We start from the raw sequence: 15933 nt of genomic DNA on the forward strand, positions 1-15933 counted from the left end.
CAGTCGTGACCACACGACAGACGATGCTCAGGCGGGTTGCAGAAAATCGGTGACGGCCTGCGCGAAGGCGTCCGGCTGTTCGACATTGGACAAATGCGCCGCGTCCAGCATGACGAGCCGTGCGCCAGCGATGCTGCGGGCCAGCGCTTCGCTATGGGCAGGCGGCGTGGCGGGGTCCAGCGTGCCGCCGATGACCAAAGTCGGTGCAGCGATCAACCCAACCATCCGACGCATGTCCATATCGCGGATCGCCGCGCAGGTGCCTGCATAGCCCTGCGGCGCATTGGCGAGCAGCATCTGCGCGATCGGCGCTATGGCGTCCGGGGCCGATGCGGCAAAGGCGGCGGTGAACCATCGATCGACCGACGCCTGCGCCAGCGGGGCCATGCCATGTTCGTTGACGGACTTGATGCGCGCGTCCCACCCGCCCGGCGGCCCCATATAGCTGGACGTATTGGCCAGGATCAGGCGGCGCAGACGGCCCGGCTCGCGAATGCCCAGCCACTGCCCGATCATCCCGCCCAGCGACAGGCCGCAAAAATCGACCTGTTCGATCCCCAGCGCATCTAGCAATTCGATCACGTCCCGGCCCAACCGGTCGATCGAATAGGCGCCCGTCGGCGCGCCCGATGTGCCATGGCCGCGCTGGTCGTAGCGCAACACCCTGAACTGGCGGGCCAGCGCCGCCATCTGTGGCTCCCACATCGCCATGGACGTGCCCAGCGAACTGGATAGCAGCAGGACCGGCAGGTCGGCTCCGCCATCGAACCTGTAGGCAATCCGGCAGCCATCGCCGGTCATGATCTCACTGTCCATCACACCCGCTCCACGATCAGGGCAATGCCCTGCCCCACGCCGATGCACATGAAGGCAAGGGCAAAGCGGCCACCGGTGCGCTGCAGTTCTTCGACCGCCGTCATCGTAATACGTGCGCCGGACATGCCGAGCGGATGGCCCAGCGCGATCGCGCCGCCATTGGGATTGACGCGCGGATCGCGAAAATCGACGCCCAGGTCGCGCAACGTCGCGATTGCCTGACTGGCAAAGGCTTCGTTGAGTTCGATCACATCCATCTGCGCGATGGACAGGCCCGTGCGTGCGAACAGCCGCCGGGCCGCCGCCACGGGACCAACGCCCATGACCCGTGGCGCGACGCCCGCCGACGCCATGGCCAATATGCGCGCGCGGGGCGTCAGCCCATGGGCCTTGGCTCCCGCTTCCGACGCGACCAGCAGCGCCGCCGCGCCATCGTTGAGACCCGAAGCATTGCCCGCCGTTACCGTGCCGTCCGGCGAGACGACTGGCTTCAGCTTCGCCAGCGCCTCCAGGCTCGTCGCGCGGGGGTGTTCGTCGGCGCTGAACAGGATCGGATCGCCCTTTTTCTGCGGGATCGACACCGGCACGATTTCGGCGGCCAGACGGCCCGACGCCTGCGCAGCGGCGGCCTTTTCCTGACTGGCGAGCGCGAAACTGTCCTGATCGGCACGGCTGATGCCCCATTCGACCGCCACATTTTCCCCGGTCTGCGGCATGCTGTCCACGCCATAGGCTGCCTTCATCGCCGGATTGACGAAGCGCCAGCCCAGCGTCGTATCCTCTATCTTCTGATCCCGGCCGAACGCGCCGCCTGCCTTGCCCAGCACATAGGGCGCACGGGTCATGCTCTCGACGCCGCCTGCGATGATGAGGTCTGCGTCGCCCGAACGGATCGCCTGCGCCGCAACGCCAATGGCGTTCAGGCCCGACCCGCACAGGCGGTTGATCGTCGTGCCCGGCACATCGGTCGGCAGACCCGCCAGCAGCGCCGCCATGCGCGCGACGTTGCGATTGTCCTCGCCCGCCTGATTGGCGCAGCCCAGGATCATGTCGTCCACCGCCGCCCAGTCCACGCCCGGATTGCGATCCATCAGGGCGCGGACGGGCAGCGCGGCCAGATCGTCGGCACGTATGGTCGACAGTGATCCGTTCAGACAACCAATGGGGGTGCGGATCGCGTCGCAGATGAAGGCGTCGATCATGCTGCGACCGCCGCGATGGCAAGCGGCGCGCCCGTTTTGGCGATCACATCGTCCACGCTGACGCCGGGGGCCGTTTCGATCAGCGTCAGGCCGCCTGCCCTGCGATCGACCGCGATCACGGCCAGATCGGTGATGATGAGGTCCACGACCGCCTTGCCGGTGAGCGGCAGGGAGCAGGTCGGCAATATCTTGGGCGTGCCGTTTTTCGACACATGGTCCATCACCACGATCACGCGCTTGACGCCCGCGACCAGATCCATCGCGCCACCCATGCCCTTCACCATCTTGCCCGGAATGGTCCAGTTGGCCAGATCGCCATTGGCGGCTACCTCCATCGCGCCCAGCACGGCCATGTCGATATGCCCGCCCCGGATCATCGCGAAACTGTCGGCGGACGAAAAGAAGCTGGACGTGGGCAAAGCCGTGATCGTCTGCTTCCCCGCGTTGATGAGATCGGGATCAGCTTCCCCCTCCAACGGAAAGGGGCCAATGCCCAGCATGCCGTTTTCCGACTGAAGCGTCACGTTCATGCCTTTGGGCACATGGTTCGCGACCAGCGTAGGAATACCGATGCCCAGATTCACATAATAGCCCTCGCGCAATTCCCGTGCTGCGCGCGCGGCTATCTCGTCGCGGGTCCAGGCCATCAGATGTCCTCCCTTTCGCGCGTGGTCAGCTTTTCGATCCGCTTCTCATTGATGGTCGACAGGACGATGCGGTCGACATAGATGCCCGGCGTGTGGATGCAGTCGGGGTCGAACGATCCGGCCTCCACAATCTCTTCCACCTCGACCACCGTCACCTTGCCCGCCGTCGCCATGTTGGGATTGAAATTGCGCGCGGTCTTGCGGAACATCAGGTTCCCGGCCGGGTCCGCCCGCCACGCCTTGATGATGGAAAGGTCCGCGCGCAGCCATGTCTCCCGCACATAATCCTCGCCCTCAAACGTCTCGACCGGCTTGCCGTCCGCCACAACAGTCCCGACGCCGGTTTTGGTATAAAAGGCCGGGATGCCTGCACCGCCCGCGCGGATCCGTTCGGCCAGCGTCCCTTGCGGACTGAGTTCCAGTTCGAGTTCCCCCGACAGATACTGGCTTTCGAACAGCTTATTCTCTCCGACATAAGAGGAGATCATTTTGCGGACCTGACGACTTTCCAGCAGCATCCACAGGCCAAAACCGTCCGCGCCGGCATTGTTGGAAATGACGGTCAGGTTGCGCACGCCCGCCGCCCTTATTTCGGGGATCAGGCTTTCGGGATTACCCGACAGGCCAAAGCCGCCCGACATGATCGACATGCCATCGACCAAAAGCCCTTCAAGCGCTGCGGCGGGTGTGGGGAAAATCTTGTCCATCGGGCGTTCAGACCGCCAATCGGGCGCGTGCGGAAAAGCGCTCATCATCTGACGCCGCCGCCCGCTGGAGGCGGAAGTCGAAACCGATATAGGCGCTTTCGCCCTGACGGTTGGGGACCGGCAACAAGCCTTCGCGCGTGCCGAATGCGAAATCGTCCGCCGCGAACGGATCATCGCCGAAATTGATCTGCGTCGTCAGCGTCCGATAGCCAGGCGCTTCCACAAAGAAATGCACATGAGCGGGGCGATTGCCATGACGGCCAAGCGCCTTCATCAGCCGATCGGTCGCGCCTTCGGGCGGCACGCTGTAGCCATGCGGCATCTTGGAATGAAAGGCATAGCGGCCATCGTCGCCCAGCTTGATGCGGCGGCGGTTGTTGAAGGGGGTTTGTTCGCAGGTCGGGTCGAAATGGGAATACCATCCCTTTGAATTGGCGTGCCAGACATGGACGATGGCGTCCTTGACCGCTTCGCCGTCAGGCCCGGTGATGATACCCGACATGTAAAGCATATCGGTATCGTCGGGGTCTTCGGACAGGTTGACATCGCCTTCGACCAGCGGCGCGCCTTCGACATAGAGTGGCCCTTCGATCGTGCGTGGCGTGCCGCCGGACATGCCGGCTTCGGCATCCTTGGCGTCCATGTAGAGATCGAGAAAATGCTCCAGCCCCGTGCCCGGCACGATCAGGCCATATTCGTCCGCCCCCTGCTGAAAGAAAGTGACTGCGCGCCAGAACTCGCTTTCGCTGACGTCATATTTGACGATGACCGTCATGATCGCTTCGAACAGGTCGCGCGCAATCCCTTTCAGCCGGGGATCGCCGCCCTCGGCGGTCAGGCCGCTGGCGCGATCCAGCAGGTCCTGGACGGGGACGCTCTTTACAAAATCGGGGGTCATGATCCTCTCCTTCGGGATATATATGTCGCCTGGCTCAGCGATCGTCGTCGTGGGTGGACGAAGGATGACGGCACAGGGCCATCACCCGTACATCCATGAATGGATAGAGCGGCAGCGTAGTGAGGATGTCGTGCAGTTCCGCATTGTCGGCGACGTCGAAGATGCTGATGTTGGAATATTGCCCGACCACGCGCCAGATATGCCGCCATGTTCCCGCACGCTGCAATTCCTGAAAGCGCGCCTTTTCAGCCACTTTGAGCGCTTCGAATTTGGCCGGATCATAGTCCCGTGGAACGTTGACATCCATTTCGACTTTAAAAAGCATCGGTCAGCCCGTCCGTGTTGCAGGGATGGAAATGGTGGCGCGCGCCGCGTCCCGGCGCAGAAAAGCGATGCGATCTTCGTCCAGCGCGATGCCCAGACCCGGCGTGTCCGGCACGCGCAGCGTGAAGTCCCGATAGACGAGCGGCTCCTCCAGTATCTCCTCGGTCAACAGGAGCGGGCCGAACAATTCCGTGCCGAACGCGATCTGGGGAAAGGTCGCAAAGACATGGGCGGATGCGACAGTGCCGACCGCCGCCTCCAACATCGTGCCGCCGTACAGCGCCACGCCCGCTGCATCAGCGATGCCCTGCACCTGTTTGGCGGCGAACAATCCGCCCGACTGTTCGATCTTGACCGCGAACACGTCCGCCGCCGCATGCACCGCATAGTCGTAGGCGCTGGCAGGGCCGGTCAACGCCTCGTCCGCCATGATGGGAATGCGCGCCCTGGCAGCCAGACGCGCCATGCCCTCGCGGTTGTGACGGATGATCGGCTGTTCCACCAGATCGCATCCAACGTCGGCGAGCATATCGATCCCCGCCCGCGCCGTCGTTTCGTCCCACGCCATGTTGACGTCCACGCGCACGCTCGCCCGGTCGCCCAGCGCCCGCTTGATCGCGCCGACATGGGCGACATCGTCGGCCACGGACCGCTTGCCGATCTTCAGCTTGAAGACATTGTGGCGACGGATCGCGATCATCTGCTCGGCTTCGGCGATGTCCTTGTCCGTATCGCCGCTGGCCAGCGTCCACAGCACGCCCAGCGCATCATGGACGCGCCCGCCCAGCAATTCGCTGACCGGCAGGCCCGTCCGCTTCCCCTGCGCATCGAGCAGCGCCGTTTCCACCGCGCATTTGGCGAAATAGTTGCCGACCACGAACTTCCCGATCCGCGCCATCGCTTCGGCCGGTCGCGACGCATCGCAGGCTTGCAGGATCGGCGCGAAATAGGTGTCGATGGTCAGCTTGATGCTTTCGGGGCTTTCCGGGCCATAGGACAGGCCGCCGATCGTCGTCGCTTCGCCAATGCCGATGATACCGTCAGCGCAATGCAGCCGCACGATACACAAAGTCTGGCATTCCATGGTCGTCATGGCCAGCACGTGCGGACGGATGGTGGGAACATCGACAATGACTGTCTCGATGCGGTCGATCACTACCATCACGGCTCCTTTTCCTGACCCCGTTTAGCCGCTTGCGTCCGCTGATAAAAAGACTTAGTCAATCTATACTATACTTGAGAGGTATCATGGAACTGCGCCACCTGCGCTATTTCGCCGCCGTCGCCAAGGAACGGAATTTCACCCGCGCGGCGGAAAAGCTGGGCGTTGCGCAACCACCGCTCAGCCGCCAGATCAACGACCTCGAACTGGAACTGGGCGTCATATTGTTCGATCGGTCGGTGCGCCCGATCATGCTGACGCAGGCAGGCCGGTTGCTGCTGGAAAAGGTGACGCAGATTCTGGGCAGCATCGACCAGATTGCCGGAATGATGGAAAATTTCGCCGCGACCCGGCAACGCCGCTTCGTCATCGGCGTGGTCGGATCGATCATGCACGGCGACCTGCCCGAAATGATCCGCCGTTTCCGCAGCCATATGCCCGACATGGATGTCGAACTGGTCGAACTCACGACGCTGGAACAGGTCATGGCGCTGAAGGCGGGTCGCATCGACGCGGGTCTGGGCCGGGTCCGTGTCGACGATCCGGCGATAGCGCGGCGGATATTGTGCAATGAAGCACTGATCGCCGCCCTGCCCTCGTCCGATCCACTGGCGCGCGACACCGCCCCGTTGCCCCTGACGGCGCTCGCCGGTCGATCGATGATCGTCTATCCGCGCGAACCGCGGCCCAGCTATGCCGATCAGGTGCTTGCGCTGTTCCACGAACAGGGCACATTGCCGGGCAGGGTGACAGAAGTGCGCGAAATCCAGACTGCCCTCGGCCTCGTCGCCGCCCATTCAGGCATAGCCATCGTCCCCCGATCGACGCAATATATCCAGCGCCACGACATCGTGTATCGCCCCCTGTCCGACGCGCAGGCCGTGTCCCCCATCATCCTGAGCCAAAGGCTGAACGACCTGACAGCTGAATCGGAAGCATTTCGCGCGATCGGGATGGAATTGTTCGGATAAGGGACGTGACATAAGACTGCCTGCCCTCCCCGAGGTCAGATAGCTGAAACGCGCGCCTGCTGTGCCGCACGGAATGTACAGAGATCCACCATCATCCGTGTATTGGCCATGTCGAACCCAACATGATCCGCCAGCTCAAGAACGGAATGGGCGATCGCCCCCAATTCGAGCGGGAGCCCATTGGCATAATCCTGCGCCATCGACGTGTAGACATGCCCGGCCTGCCGCCCCTTGGCCAGCATCTGTTCGAGCGAAAGCCGGGGTTCCACCTGATAGGCGCGGGCAAGACCGATGACCTCGCCAAGCACATTGGCGACGAGCCGGGCCAACCCTTCATCATGGAACTGATCGTGCAAAGTCGCATCGGCGACGACCGACAGCGGATTGGTCGCGATGTTGAGTGCGACCTTCGACCACATATCCCGTCGGATGTCAGGCACCAGATCAATCGATATGGGCGTGCCATCAAACAACGTGCGTAACTGTTCCGTCACAGCATCGTCCCACGCCGCGATCGGACCCATGACGATATGTTCACGCCCTTGCATGGAAGCGACGCCGTTCCGTGCGAGCGATGCGGTGAGATAGAGCACAGCCCCGACCACATGATGTGGATCGATCGCGGCGGAGACGTGCGCCTGCGGATCGACGGCACCGACCGATCGCGTCCCGTGCGGCTGGAAATACCACCAGGGGATGCCATTGACGAGGGGAACGACGACAGTGTCGGGGCCGATCCATGTGCCAAGATCGGGCAAGGCGGCGGGAATGGCCTGCCCCTTGAGCGCCAGAAAGACGATATCCTGCGGGGTGCCTTCCCAAGGAGCCGCAGTTGCAACGTCGTAGCGCAGCGTGTCGCCATCACCGTTCCGCAACAGCAGGCCGTCCACGCGCAGCCGGTCCAGCCGATCGCCACGCGCCACCAGGTGAAAGGGCTTTCCTGCTTGCGCCAGACGCGCCGCCACCACCGATCCGACCGCCCCTGCTCCAAAAATGACGATGCGGGGCGAAACCCGATCGCCTTCGCCAGATGCTGTCGTCATTGTGCGGGTGCGGCATCCGACGTGTCGGCATTATGGCTGAACGCCGCATCGAACCGGGTTGTGGGAAGCGGCCAGAGGAGCGAGCGGACGAAGCCCACCGCTTCCGCCGCGCCGTGAAGGCGATCCATCCCGGCATCTTCCCACTCGATCGAGATCGGCCCGGCATAGCCAATGGACCGCAGCGCGCGTAAACTATCCTCCCACGGCACGTCGCCGTGCCCCGTCGATACGAAATCCCAGCCGCGTCGCGGATCGCCCCAGCTCAGATGTGATCCCAATATGCCTGCCCGCCCGTTGCGGGGCCGCAAGCGCGTATCCTTGCAATCGACATGATAGATGCGGTCCCGAAAGTCCCAGATGAACCCGACGGGATCGATATTCTGCCACATCATGTGCGAAGGATCCCAGTTGAACCCGAACGCCTTGCGATGATCCAGCGCCTCCAGCGTGCGCACGCTGGACCAATAATCATAGGCGATCTCGCCGGGATGCACTTCATGGGCGAAGCGCACGCCTTCATCATCGAACACGTCCAATATAGGGTTCCAACGTGCGGCGAAATCTTCGTAGCCCGCATCGATCACGGAGTCCGGGACCGGAGGAAACATCGCGACATAGGGCCAGATTTTCGAGCCGGTAAACCCGACGACCGTATCGACGCCCAGCTTGCGCGCGACGCGGGCGGTCAGTTGCATTTCCTGCGCGGCGCGCTGGCGCACCCCTTCGCCCTCGCCATCGCCCCAGACACGCCCGCGCACGATCGCCTGATGGCGGAAATCGATGGGATCGTCGCACACCGCTTGTCCGGCCAGATGGTTGGAAATGGCATAGAGCTGCAATCCATGACGATCGAGAATGGCGCGGCGGCCATCGAGATAGGCGTCATCCTCCGCCGCGCGCCACACGTCCAGATGCTCGCCCGAACAGGCGATCTCCAGCCCGTCATAGCCCCATTGGGCGGCGAGCGCGGCGACCTCCTCCAGCGGAAGGTCGGCCCATTGCCCGGTGAACAGCGTGACAGGGGGGGAAGCCAGAACCATATTCGTCTCTTTCCAATTGCCGTGAATGGAGGGCCGATCAGGCTGCCGCGCCGTCCGCAGATGCGGCGACATCGACCCATCGTCCCGTAGCGGCCGCTTGCATCACCGCGTCGATGATGTCGGCGGATCGAGCGCCGTCAGCAAAGGTCGGCAGGCCGTCGCGCAGTTCGCCGCGCACGGCAGCGTACGTGTCGGCGACATAATTTTCGAAACATTGAGCATAGCCCTGCGCATGGCCGGGCGGCAGGCTGGACAGGCGGCGCTGGTCCGCCGAACCGCGCCCCGGATCACGCTGGACAATTTCGATCGACCCCTCCGATCCCAACCACATGGTTTCGGGCGTTTCCTGATCGAAGACGGCGGATTTGAACGCGCCGTCAAATTCGAACCACAACCGGTTCTTGCGCCCTGCCGATACCTGCGAAATGACGGCGGTGCCCAGCACGCCCGATTGCGTGCGAAACATGATCGTCGCGGCGTCTTCCGTATCGACCGTAATAAGCGGGCCTGCGCTGGCCCCGCTGCTGAAACTTTGTTGCGATGTCGCCGGGCGTTGCGGCACAGTGATCGTCGCTGCTGCGGCAACGGATGCGATCCGTTCGCCGGTCACAAACTCCATGAGGTCGCACCAGTGCGAGCCGATGTCAGCGAATGCGCGGGAAGGACCGCCCCGGCTGGAATCCACGCGCCAGCTGGTCGCGTGGGGCGATAACAGCCAATCCTGAAGATAGCTGCCGTGCAACAGTTGCCAGCGCCCGAACTCGCCATCCTGCGCCCGCGCCCTGATTTCCCGCACCAGCGGATGAAAGCGATAGACGAAGGGCACCGTCGCGATGCGTCCATGATCCTGCGCCAGCGTCATCAGCCGTCTGGCAGTCTGGCTATTGGTCGCCAGAGGCTTTTCACAGATGACATGCGCGCCGCTGGTGATGGCGGCTTCGACATGATCGGCGTGCAGATTATTGGGCGAGCAGACATGGACCACGTCGGGCGCAAGGGCTGCGAGCGCGTCCAGTGTTGCTATGGGTTGCGTATGCCACCTTTGCGCGGCCGCCAGGGAACGTTCGGGGGTGGACGCCATCGCGCCGACAACCTGCGCGCCTGCCAGCATGGCGGCACGGCGATGCACCTCGGCAATCATGCCGGTGCCCAATATCGCGACACGAAGCCCGCCCGGCGCGCTGCCGTCATTATTGCATATCATTTGTGCAACACTCTCCAAAAGCGGCCTTTCCAGTCCTGCCTATTTCAATCCGAGCAGATAGGTCACGATCTCGTCCGTCTTACGCGGATCGGTGTGACCGGCGAAACCCATTTTCGTGCCGGGGACTTTGCGCGACGGTGATTTCAAAAAATCGGTCAGGCTGGCACGGCTCCACACGATTCCGGATTTCTGCATGGCAGGCGAGTAGCTATAGCCCGGCAGAGTGCCAGCCCTGCGACCGGCGACCTTGAACAGGTTGGGACCAAGGGTGGACTTCTCGCCCGCCTTGATCTTGTGGCAGACCCCGCAGGTCGCAAACGAGACGGGCGGCTTGCCAGCCTGCGCCTGCGCAAATTGCGGCGATGCGACGGTGATAATGGCGGACGCGATCATGAGATATTTGCGCATAGTCATCTTTCCATAGTCAATAGTCCAGTTTGCAGCAGATCACAGCTTGATGGGCGGACGGCCCGTCACGATACAGTCGATCTGCCCGAATTCAGCGAAATCGGCGACGCAGGTCTGCCCCTGCTCCACAGGGTTCATCCCTGTCACCGCGCCGGTCGTGACGAACTGACCGGGTTGCAGCGGAAAACCCAGACGTGCCGTTTCCACCACCGCAAAGGCAAAGGCCGCCATCGGCCCGCCTGGCAGGGCGTCAGCGGTTCGGGAAACAGGATCGTTCGTCCCGACTCTGGTTTCACAAGCAAGAGACGATGGCGCGTGGATGCTGTCGAGCGGAACGGGCGCGCCGATGATCTGGCCGGCATTATTACCCAGATCCGCGATCGTCGCCAGCGAGCCTAAGGCAGGCAGATCGGCGATCGGGCTGGCCGCGACTTCTACGCCTGTGGTCGCATGGTCCACGACGATAACGCCATCATCATCATGGCCCGCAAACAGCATATATTCCGCTTCGAACATCGCCGATCCACCGCATAGGAGGCATAATCGACGGTCGTGCCGGGATCAGCACTACGCACGGCGGCCTGAAAAACCGGGCCGACGAAGCGATCCTGCCCGAAGCGCTGCGCCAGGTCGGGGCTTAATCGTCCGACCTTCCAGCCCGCGATCCTGTCGGGCCAAAGGGCAATGGCCAGCCGCTGGATAGCGTAGGCATCCTCCAGCGTCGCAGGCACCGTGCCGGGAAAGGTCGGGATGGCGCTGGCCTGCAGACGGGCCGTGACAAGCGCCTGCGCAATATGTTCGAAGGAAGCAGCCATATTCACGCAGCGGGCGCTGATGTCAGGCGGTGATAGCTGCGGCCGAAATAGACCAGCCCATGCCCTTCAGGTCCCATGCGAATATCTTCCACGCGGCAGAAGAACATAGTGTGCGTTCCTATTTCGCTGACCGACATCACGCTGCACGCCAGATTGCACAGCGCGCCCAGCAGGCCCGGCGTGCCGTTGGCCAACCGTTCCCATTGCGCATTTGCAAAACGCTCAGCCATGGACAGGCCCGACCGTGCGAAGAGGCCGGACAGTTCCTCATGTTCGCCATTGAGGACATTGACGCACAGCGCTCCGTTCTCTTCGATAGCTGCATGAATCCGCGAGTTGCGATTGATGCACACGGCCAGCGAGGCCGGTTCGTCGGTCAGGCTACACACTGCAGAGGCGGTCATGCCATGGCGACCACCCGGACCGTCAGTCGTGATGATGTTCACCGCAGCGCCGAGCCGGGCCATCGCGTCGCGGAAATCCGCTTTTCTGGTAACAGGCGCGCGACGCTTGTCCGATGCGCGGACAGAGGCGTGACCCCAACTGCCCTCATGCTGCTCGTCGATCAGGATATGGTGTTCGATCAAGGGGAAAGAGGATGCGGAAAAGACTTTGGGCCGTGTTGGGTGCGATGATTATGACGCCCGCCGTCTCAGCGCAAACACTGCCGCAGGACCAAGCGCTGCGGGCGCGCTATGCCCTGCCCGCGTCGCAGTTTGCCATAATTGACGGCGAGCCGATCCATTATGTGGATGAAGGCAAGGGGCCGACGATCCTGCTGCTCCATGGCTCCTTCGGTAGCCTGCTGCAATGGAACCGGTGGGCCGCGCGTTTGAAGATGCACTATCGCGTCGTTCGGATCGACCTGCCGCCTGCTGGCCTGTCCGGCCCTTCGCCGGACGCCAATTATACGGTGGAGCGCAAGATCGCGATCATCGAGGGGCTGCGGGCGCGGCTGGGTCTCGATCGCTTCCTGCTCGTATCGACATCCAGTTCAGGGATCGTCGGGGCCGCCTATGCTGCGCTACACTCAGAGCATCTCACGGGCCTCATCTACAGCAATGCGCCGGTCGGCAAGCTGGTGATGGACGCCAGCCAGTTTCCCGATGCGCTGAAGCAGGCCGTGGCGGAGGACGCCACGCACAAAGGCTATCACAAGCCGAACTATTGGCGGCAGATCATCCTCCATAATGTGGAGGACAAGCGGCGGGTGACGCCAAAGCTGGTGCGCGAATGGACCGATCTCAATAATCGTTACCTCACGATGCCGCCAATGCGCGTCGATAAAGGCGCGACGTCGCACGAACGCACGCCCGACGACTTGCCCAAAATCACGGCACCGACTCTGTTCCTGTGGAGCGCACAGGATCATGAAGCCAGTGTCGAGGGCGACGCCAGGCGAGGCATGGCGCTGCTGACAACCAAGGACAAGCAACTAGCCGTCATCCCCCGTTGCGGCCATATGCTGCCCATCGATTGCGACGATCGCGCACTGGATGGCGCAATGCCCTTCATCCGCCGCGTGACGAAGCGATCGCAATGACCTTGCTGGGTCGCCGCGATCTGCTGGCAGGCATCGCCATGACGGCCATGGCTGGGCAGGTCGCGCAGGCGGGCGGGAGCATGCATCTGGCCGAAGAGGCAGCGATCGAGCCGGATCTGCCGATCGTCGATCCCCATCATCACATCCGCGACTATCGTGGGGCGGATGCGGGCCGGGAACGCTATCTCGCGGCGGATTTCCTCTCGGACATCGCGCGGAGCGGACACCGGGTGGTCCAGACGATGTTCGTGGAATGCGGGATCATGTACCGTCCCGACGGCCCCGCCGAGCGGCGATCGATCGGCGAAACCGACTATGTCCGCCGCATGGCCGATGCAGTCGCGGCACGCCGTCCGCAAACATGCGCGATCGCTGCAGGGATGGTCGGCAAGGTGGACCTGCGCATCGGCGCGCGCGCCGATGCCGTGTTGCGCGCCCATGTCGAGGCGGGTGGCGGACGGTTGAAGGGGATACGCAACAGCATCGCGTGGGACGCCTATCCGCCGCTCGCGGCCATGGGTCTCAACCGGGATCTGCTGAACGACGCGGATTTCCTCGAAGGGTTCAAGGCGCTCGAACCGCTTGGCCTCAGCTTCGACATCTGGCTGTTTCATCCGCAAATCCCGTCGCTGACGGCGCTCGCACGGCGCTTTCCGGGCACGCGGATCATCCTCAATCATTGCGGCAATCCGCTGGGCATCGGTCCCCATGCAGCGCGCCAACGGGATGTGCGCAAGGCGTGGGACAGCGCGATGCGCGAACTGGCGACCTGTCCCAATGTCTGCCTAAAGCTGGGCGGCCTTGGTCCCTTCGGCCCCGTGCCGGACGAGGGCACTGAAGGGCATGGATCGGCCCGACTGGCGGCGCAGTGGCGGCCCTTCGTCGAACGCAGCATCGACCTCTTCGGCGTCCAGCGATGCATGTTCGAAAGCAACTGGCCCGCCAATGCGGGGATCGCCAGCTATGGCGCGACATGGAATGCGTTCAAGCGGATCGCGCGGGGGTCGTCGGCGGACGAGAAGGACTGGCTGTTTCGCCGGACCGCGCGGACCGTATATGCGCTGCCGGACGGGCCGGACAGCGGCGCGCGCTGACATACAGGCCCGGCGCTACTGGCTTCCCGACTGCGCGCGCTACCGCATGGCAGCGGCGAGTTCATGTTGCAGGCTATCGACAACGCCCTGAATCTTGGGGAGCAGGTGGCGGCGTTGCGGATAGACGGCCCATATCGGTTCGTCGTCCGGCTGAACATCGGTCAGGATCCGCACGAGCATGCCATGTTTGAGATAGGGCAGGATGTAGAAGTCGGGCAGCTGGCATATACCCAGCCCGGCAATGCACGCCTCCACCACCGCCTGACCGCTGTTGCAGCGAAAGCGGCCCTTGGGATGATAGGTTTGTTCGACGCCGCCTTCGGAAAAATGCCACGACCCGCTGGTCCCGCCGATACATTCATGGCGCGCCAGATCCGCCACCATTTGGGGCGTGCCCGCCTGCGCGAGATAGCTGGGCGCGGCGCATGTGTAGAGGGTGCGGGACGCGACCCGCGCCGCGATCAACCGGGGATCGACGACGATGCCCGTGCGTATCCCCAGATCATAGCCCTCCGCCACCAGATCCACGACCCGGTTGGACAGGTCGATCGTCACATTAAGTTTGGGATGCGGCATCGCAAAGCGCCGGATGATCGGCGCCACGAACCGTTCGCCCATCGCCGTGGAGCAGGTGACGCGCAGTTCTCCCTGCGGCTCGCCCTTTTCCCCGATCAGCGCGATCGCCTCGTCCCGTTCCTGCGCGATGCGTTCGCACCGTTCGAAGAACACCCGCCCGGTATCGGTCAGGCGCACCGTGCGCGTCGTGCGGTGAAACAGCTGCGCCTGAACCCGCTGTTCCAGTGCGATGATCGAACGGCTGACATGGGTCGGCGACATGCCGATCGCCTTGGCAGCGCGCGTGAACGAACCGGTCGTGGCGACCGCTATGAATTCGTCAATCCCGTCCCAATGCGACATATTATCCCTGCAAACGACCTGCTGCCTTGACCTATGCCCCTATTAGCCCCCCTCCGGCTTAATGGTCGAGCATATTCATGGACCCGTGGATGATCGTCAGAACGGGATATTGGCGATCCGCGCGACCATGCTGGTCACGCAGGACTGACGCCTCCCCTTCAGTAGTCGCCCGCCCGCATGGCTGTGGGGACGTCATATCCCCAGTCGGTATATTTACGCGCGATCACTTCGATCATCAGCGCGATTTCCGGCGATCGGTCGTCGGGTCGGTGGCTCATGATGATCGGCGACGTCGCAGGTTCGACCAGTTCGCGATACGCGACATCATGGCTGCGGGCGCGGCGCACGGATTCCGGCACGATCGCCATGCCTTCTTCCGCCGCGACCAGCCCGATCGCGATTTGCAACTCGCGTGCTTCGTGCGCGATGCGCGGTTCCAGTCCATGGTCGTGGAACAGCGAAATGACCTGATCGGCATAGCTGGGTCGCGGCATGCGCGGGTAGATGATCTGCGGCTCGGCGGCCAGTTCCCGCAGTGAAACCGGGCCGTCCAGCTGGGCCAGCGGATGGCCGATCGGAAATGCGGCAACAAGTTTTTCGTTACGCAGGACGATGCGGCGAACCGCAGTATCGTCCAGCCGGATACGCCCGAAGCCAATGTCGATCCGCCCATCCTTCAGCGCCGCGATCTGTTCGACCGTGCTGCTTTCCACCAGAATCAATTCGACCTGATCCGCCGCTTGCCGAAATCCCCGGATCAGTTCGGGCAGCCGCGCGTAAATGGTCGACGCGACGAAGCCGATGACGAGTTGGCGACGTTGGCTGACGGCCGCCGCCTTCACCATCATATCGACATCCTCCATCCGGGCCAGCAGCTGCAGGGCTTGCGCATAGAGCAGCTTGCCCACTTCGGTCAGCCGCAGCGGGCGGGTCGCGCGGTCGAGCAGCGGCGCGCCGACATGCGCCTCAAGCTGCTGGATGGCGCGGGACAGCGGGGGCTGCGCGACGTGAAGCCGGGCGGCGGCGCGATTGAAATTGCCCTCGTCCGCGACCGCGACGAAGTAACGAAGAAGGCGCAGATCCATCATCTCAATACCCTACAGGTATAGACCCATTACCGCAACGGTCTTTGCCATGCCGC

At 63.2% G+C, this 15933-nt stretch carries 19 protein-coding genes; 3 read left to right on the plus strand and 16 right to left on the minus strand.

The genetic code is table 11. The annotated features are described in order from the left end of the window. Window positions 1–27 precede the first annotated feature (27 nt). Genes pcaD through WA070_RS00945 form a run of 7 tightly spaced genes read right to left on the minus strand, consistent with a single transcriptional unit; the run spans window position 28 to window position 5756 of the window. A complete protein-coding gene (gene pcaD, locus WA070_RS00915; protein ID WP_422632346.1) occupies window positions 28–816 on the minus strand; it encodes a 3-oxoadipate enol-lactonase in 789 nt (262 codons plus the stop codon). Then, window positions 816–2018, minus strand: a complete 1203-nt coding sequence (gene pcaF, locus WA070_RS00920; protein ID WP_422632347.1) for a 3-oxoadipyl-CoA thiolase — start codon at window positions 2016–2018, stop codon at window positions 816–818. The genes pcaD and pcaF overlap by 1 nt, the downstream gene beginning before the upstream one ends. After that, a complete protein-coding gene (locus WA070_RS00925; RefSeq protein WP_422632348.1) occupies window positions 2015–2665 on the minus strand; it encodes a 3-oxoacid CoA-transferase subunit B in 651 nt (216 codons plus the stop codon). Before WA070_RS00925 ends, pcaF begins: the two co-directional genes overlap by 4 nt. Beyond that, entirely contained in the window at window positions 2665–3372 is a 708-nt protein-coding gene (locus WA070_RS00930; protein ID WP_422632349.1) for a CoA transferase subunit A, read from the minus strand. Before WA070_RS00930 ends, WA070_RS00925 begins: the two co-directional genes overlap by 1 nt. Window positions 3373–3379: 7 nt before the next feature. Next, window positions 3380–4270, minus strand: a complete 891-nt coding sequence (locus tag WA070_RS00935) for a dioxygenase (RefSeq protein ID WP_422632350.1) — start codon at window positions 4268–4270, stop codon at window positions 3380–3382. A gap of 34 nt (window positions 4271–4304) precedes the next feature. Then, complete coding sequence (gene catC, locus WA070_RS00940) at window positions 4305–4595, minus strand: muconolactone Delta-isomerase (protein WP_422632351.1); 291 nt, start codon at window positions 4593–4595, stop codon at window positions 4305–4307. Window positions 4596–4598: 3 nt separating this feature from the next. Continuing rightward, entirely contained in the window at window positions 4599–5756 is a 1158-nt protein-coding gene (locus WA070_RS00945; protein WP_422632352.1) for a muconate/chloromuconate family cycloisomerase, read from the minus strand. Window positions 5757–5842: 86 nt separating this feature from the next. Between WA070_RS00945 and WA070_RS00950 the strand changes: the two genes are divergently transcribed. Then, window positions 5843–6727, plus strand: coding sequence for a LysR substrate-binding domain-containing protein (locus tag WA070_RS00950; protein ID WP_422632353.1), 885 nt, complete (start codon window positions 5843–5845; stop codon window positions 6725–6727). 35 nt (window positions 6728–6762) lie between these two features. Here the strand turns inward: WA070_RS00950 and WA070_RS00955 are convergent, their stop codons facing one another. Genes WA070_RS00955 through WA070_RS00985 form a run of 7 tightly spaced genes read right to left on the minus strand, consistent with a single transcriptional unit; the run spans window position 6763 to window position 11824 of the window. After that, a complete protein-coding gene (locus tag WA070_RS00955) occupies window positions 6763–7770 on the minus strand; it encodes a ketopantoate reductase family protein (protein ID WP_422632354.1) in 1008 nt (335 codons plus the stop codon). Further along, window positions 7767–8810: a sugar phosphate isomerase/epimerase family protein gene (locus WA070_RS00960; protein ID WP_422632355.1), complete on the minus strand. Its 1044-nt coding sequence runs from the start codon at window positions 8808–8810 to the stop codon at window positions 7767–7769. Before WA070_RS00960 ends, WA070_RS00955 begins: the two co-directional genes overlap by 4 nt. Before the next feature lie 37 nt (window positions 8811–8847). Further along, a complete protein-coding gene (locus WA070_RS00965; protein WP_422632356.1) occupies window positions 8848–10014 on the minus strand; it encodes a Gfo/Idh/MocA family protein in 1167 nt (388 codons plus the stop codon). A 39-nt stretch (window positions 10015–10053) separates the two neighbouring features. Next, window positions 10054–10422 (minus strand): c-type cytochrome, encoded by a 369-nt coding sequence (locus tag WA070_RS00970; protein ID WP_422632357.1) that lies wholly within the window; start codon window positions 10420–10422, stop codon window positions 10054–10056. 39 nt (window positions 10423–10461) lie between these two features. Continuing rightward, window positions 10462–10938 carry a hypothetical protein gene (locus WA070_RS00975; RefSeq protein WP_422632358.1) on the minus strand — a complete coding sequence of 159 codons (477 nt, stop codon included), beginning with the start codon at window positions 10936–10938 and terminating at the stop codon, window positions 10462–10464. Further along, window positions 10857–11237, minus strand: a complete 381-nt coding sequence (locus WA070_RS00980; protein ID WP_422632359.1) for a hypothetical protein — start codon at window positions 11235–11237, stop codon at window positions 10857–10859. The genes WA070_RS00975 and WA070_RS00980 overlap by 82 nt, the downstream gene beginning before the upstream one ends. 2 nt (window positions 11238–11239) lie before the next feature. After that, a complete protein-coding gene (locus tag WA070_RS00985) occupies window positions 11240–11824 on the minus strand; it encodes a flavin reductase (protein WP_422632360.1) in 585 nt (194 codons plus the stop codon). Between the two features lie 11 nt (window positions 11825–11835). Here WA070_RS00985 and WA070_RS00990 point away from each other — a divergent pair, with 11 nt between their 5' ends. Beyond that, window positions 11836–12780 (plus strand): alpha/beta fold hydrolase, encoded by a 945-nt coding sequence (locus tag WA070_RS00990; RefSeq protein ID WP_422632361.1) that lies wholly within the window; start codon window positions 11836–11838, stop codon window positions 12778–12780. Beyond that, the gene (locus tag WA070_RS00995; RefSeq protein ID WP_422632362.1) at window positions 12777–13874 is read left to right on the plus strand and encodes an amidohydrolase family protein; all 1098 of its coding nucleotides are present in this window, start codon (window positions 12777–12779) and stop codon (window positions 13872–13874) included. Before WA070_RS00990 ends, WA070_RS00995 begins: the two co-directional genes overlap by 4 nt. 39 nt (window positions 13875–13913) lie before the next feature. Here WA070_RS00995 and WA070_RS01000 read toward each other — a convergent pair whose 3' ends face one another. Beyond that, a complete protein-coding gene (locus tag WA070_RS01000) occupies window positions 13914–14792 on the minus strand; it encodes a LysR family transcriptional regulator (protein WP_422632363.1) in 879 nt (292 codons plus the stop codon). A gap of 158 nt (window positions 14793–14950) precedes the next feature. Then, complete coding sequence (locus tag WA070_RS01005) at window positions 14951–15877, minus strand: LysR family transcriptional regulator (protein ID WP_422632436.1); 927 nt, start codon at window positions 15875–15877, stop codon at window positions 14951–14953. Window positions 15878–15933 lie beyond the last annotated feature (56 nt).

This window comes from Sphingobium sp. (assembly GCF_049304695.1).
In the GTDB taxonomy this organism is placed as follows: Bacteria; Pseudomonadota; Alphaproteobacteria; order Sphingomonadales; family Sphingomonadaceae; genus Sphingobium.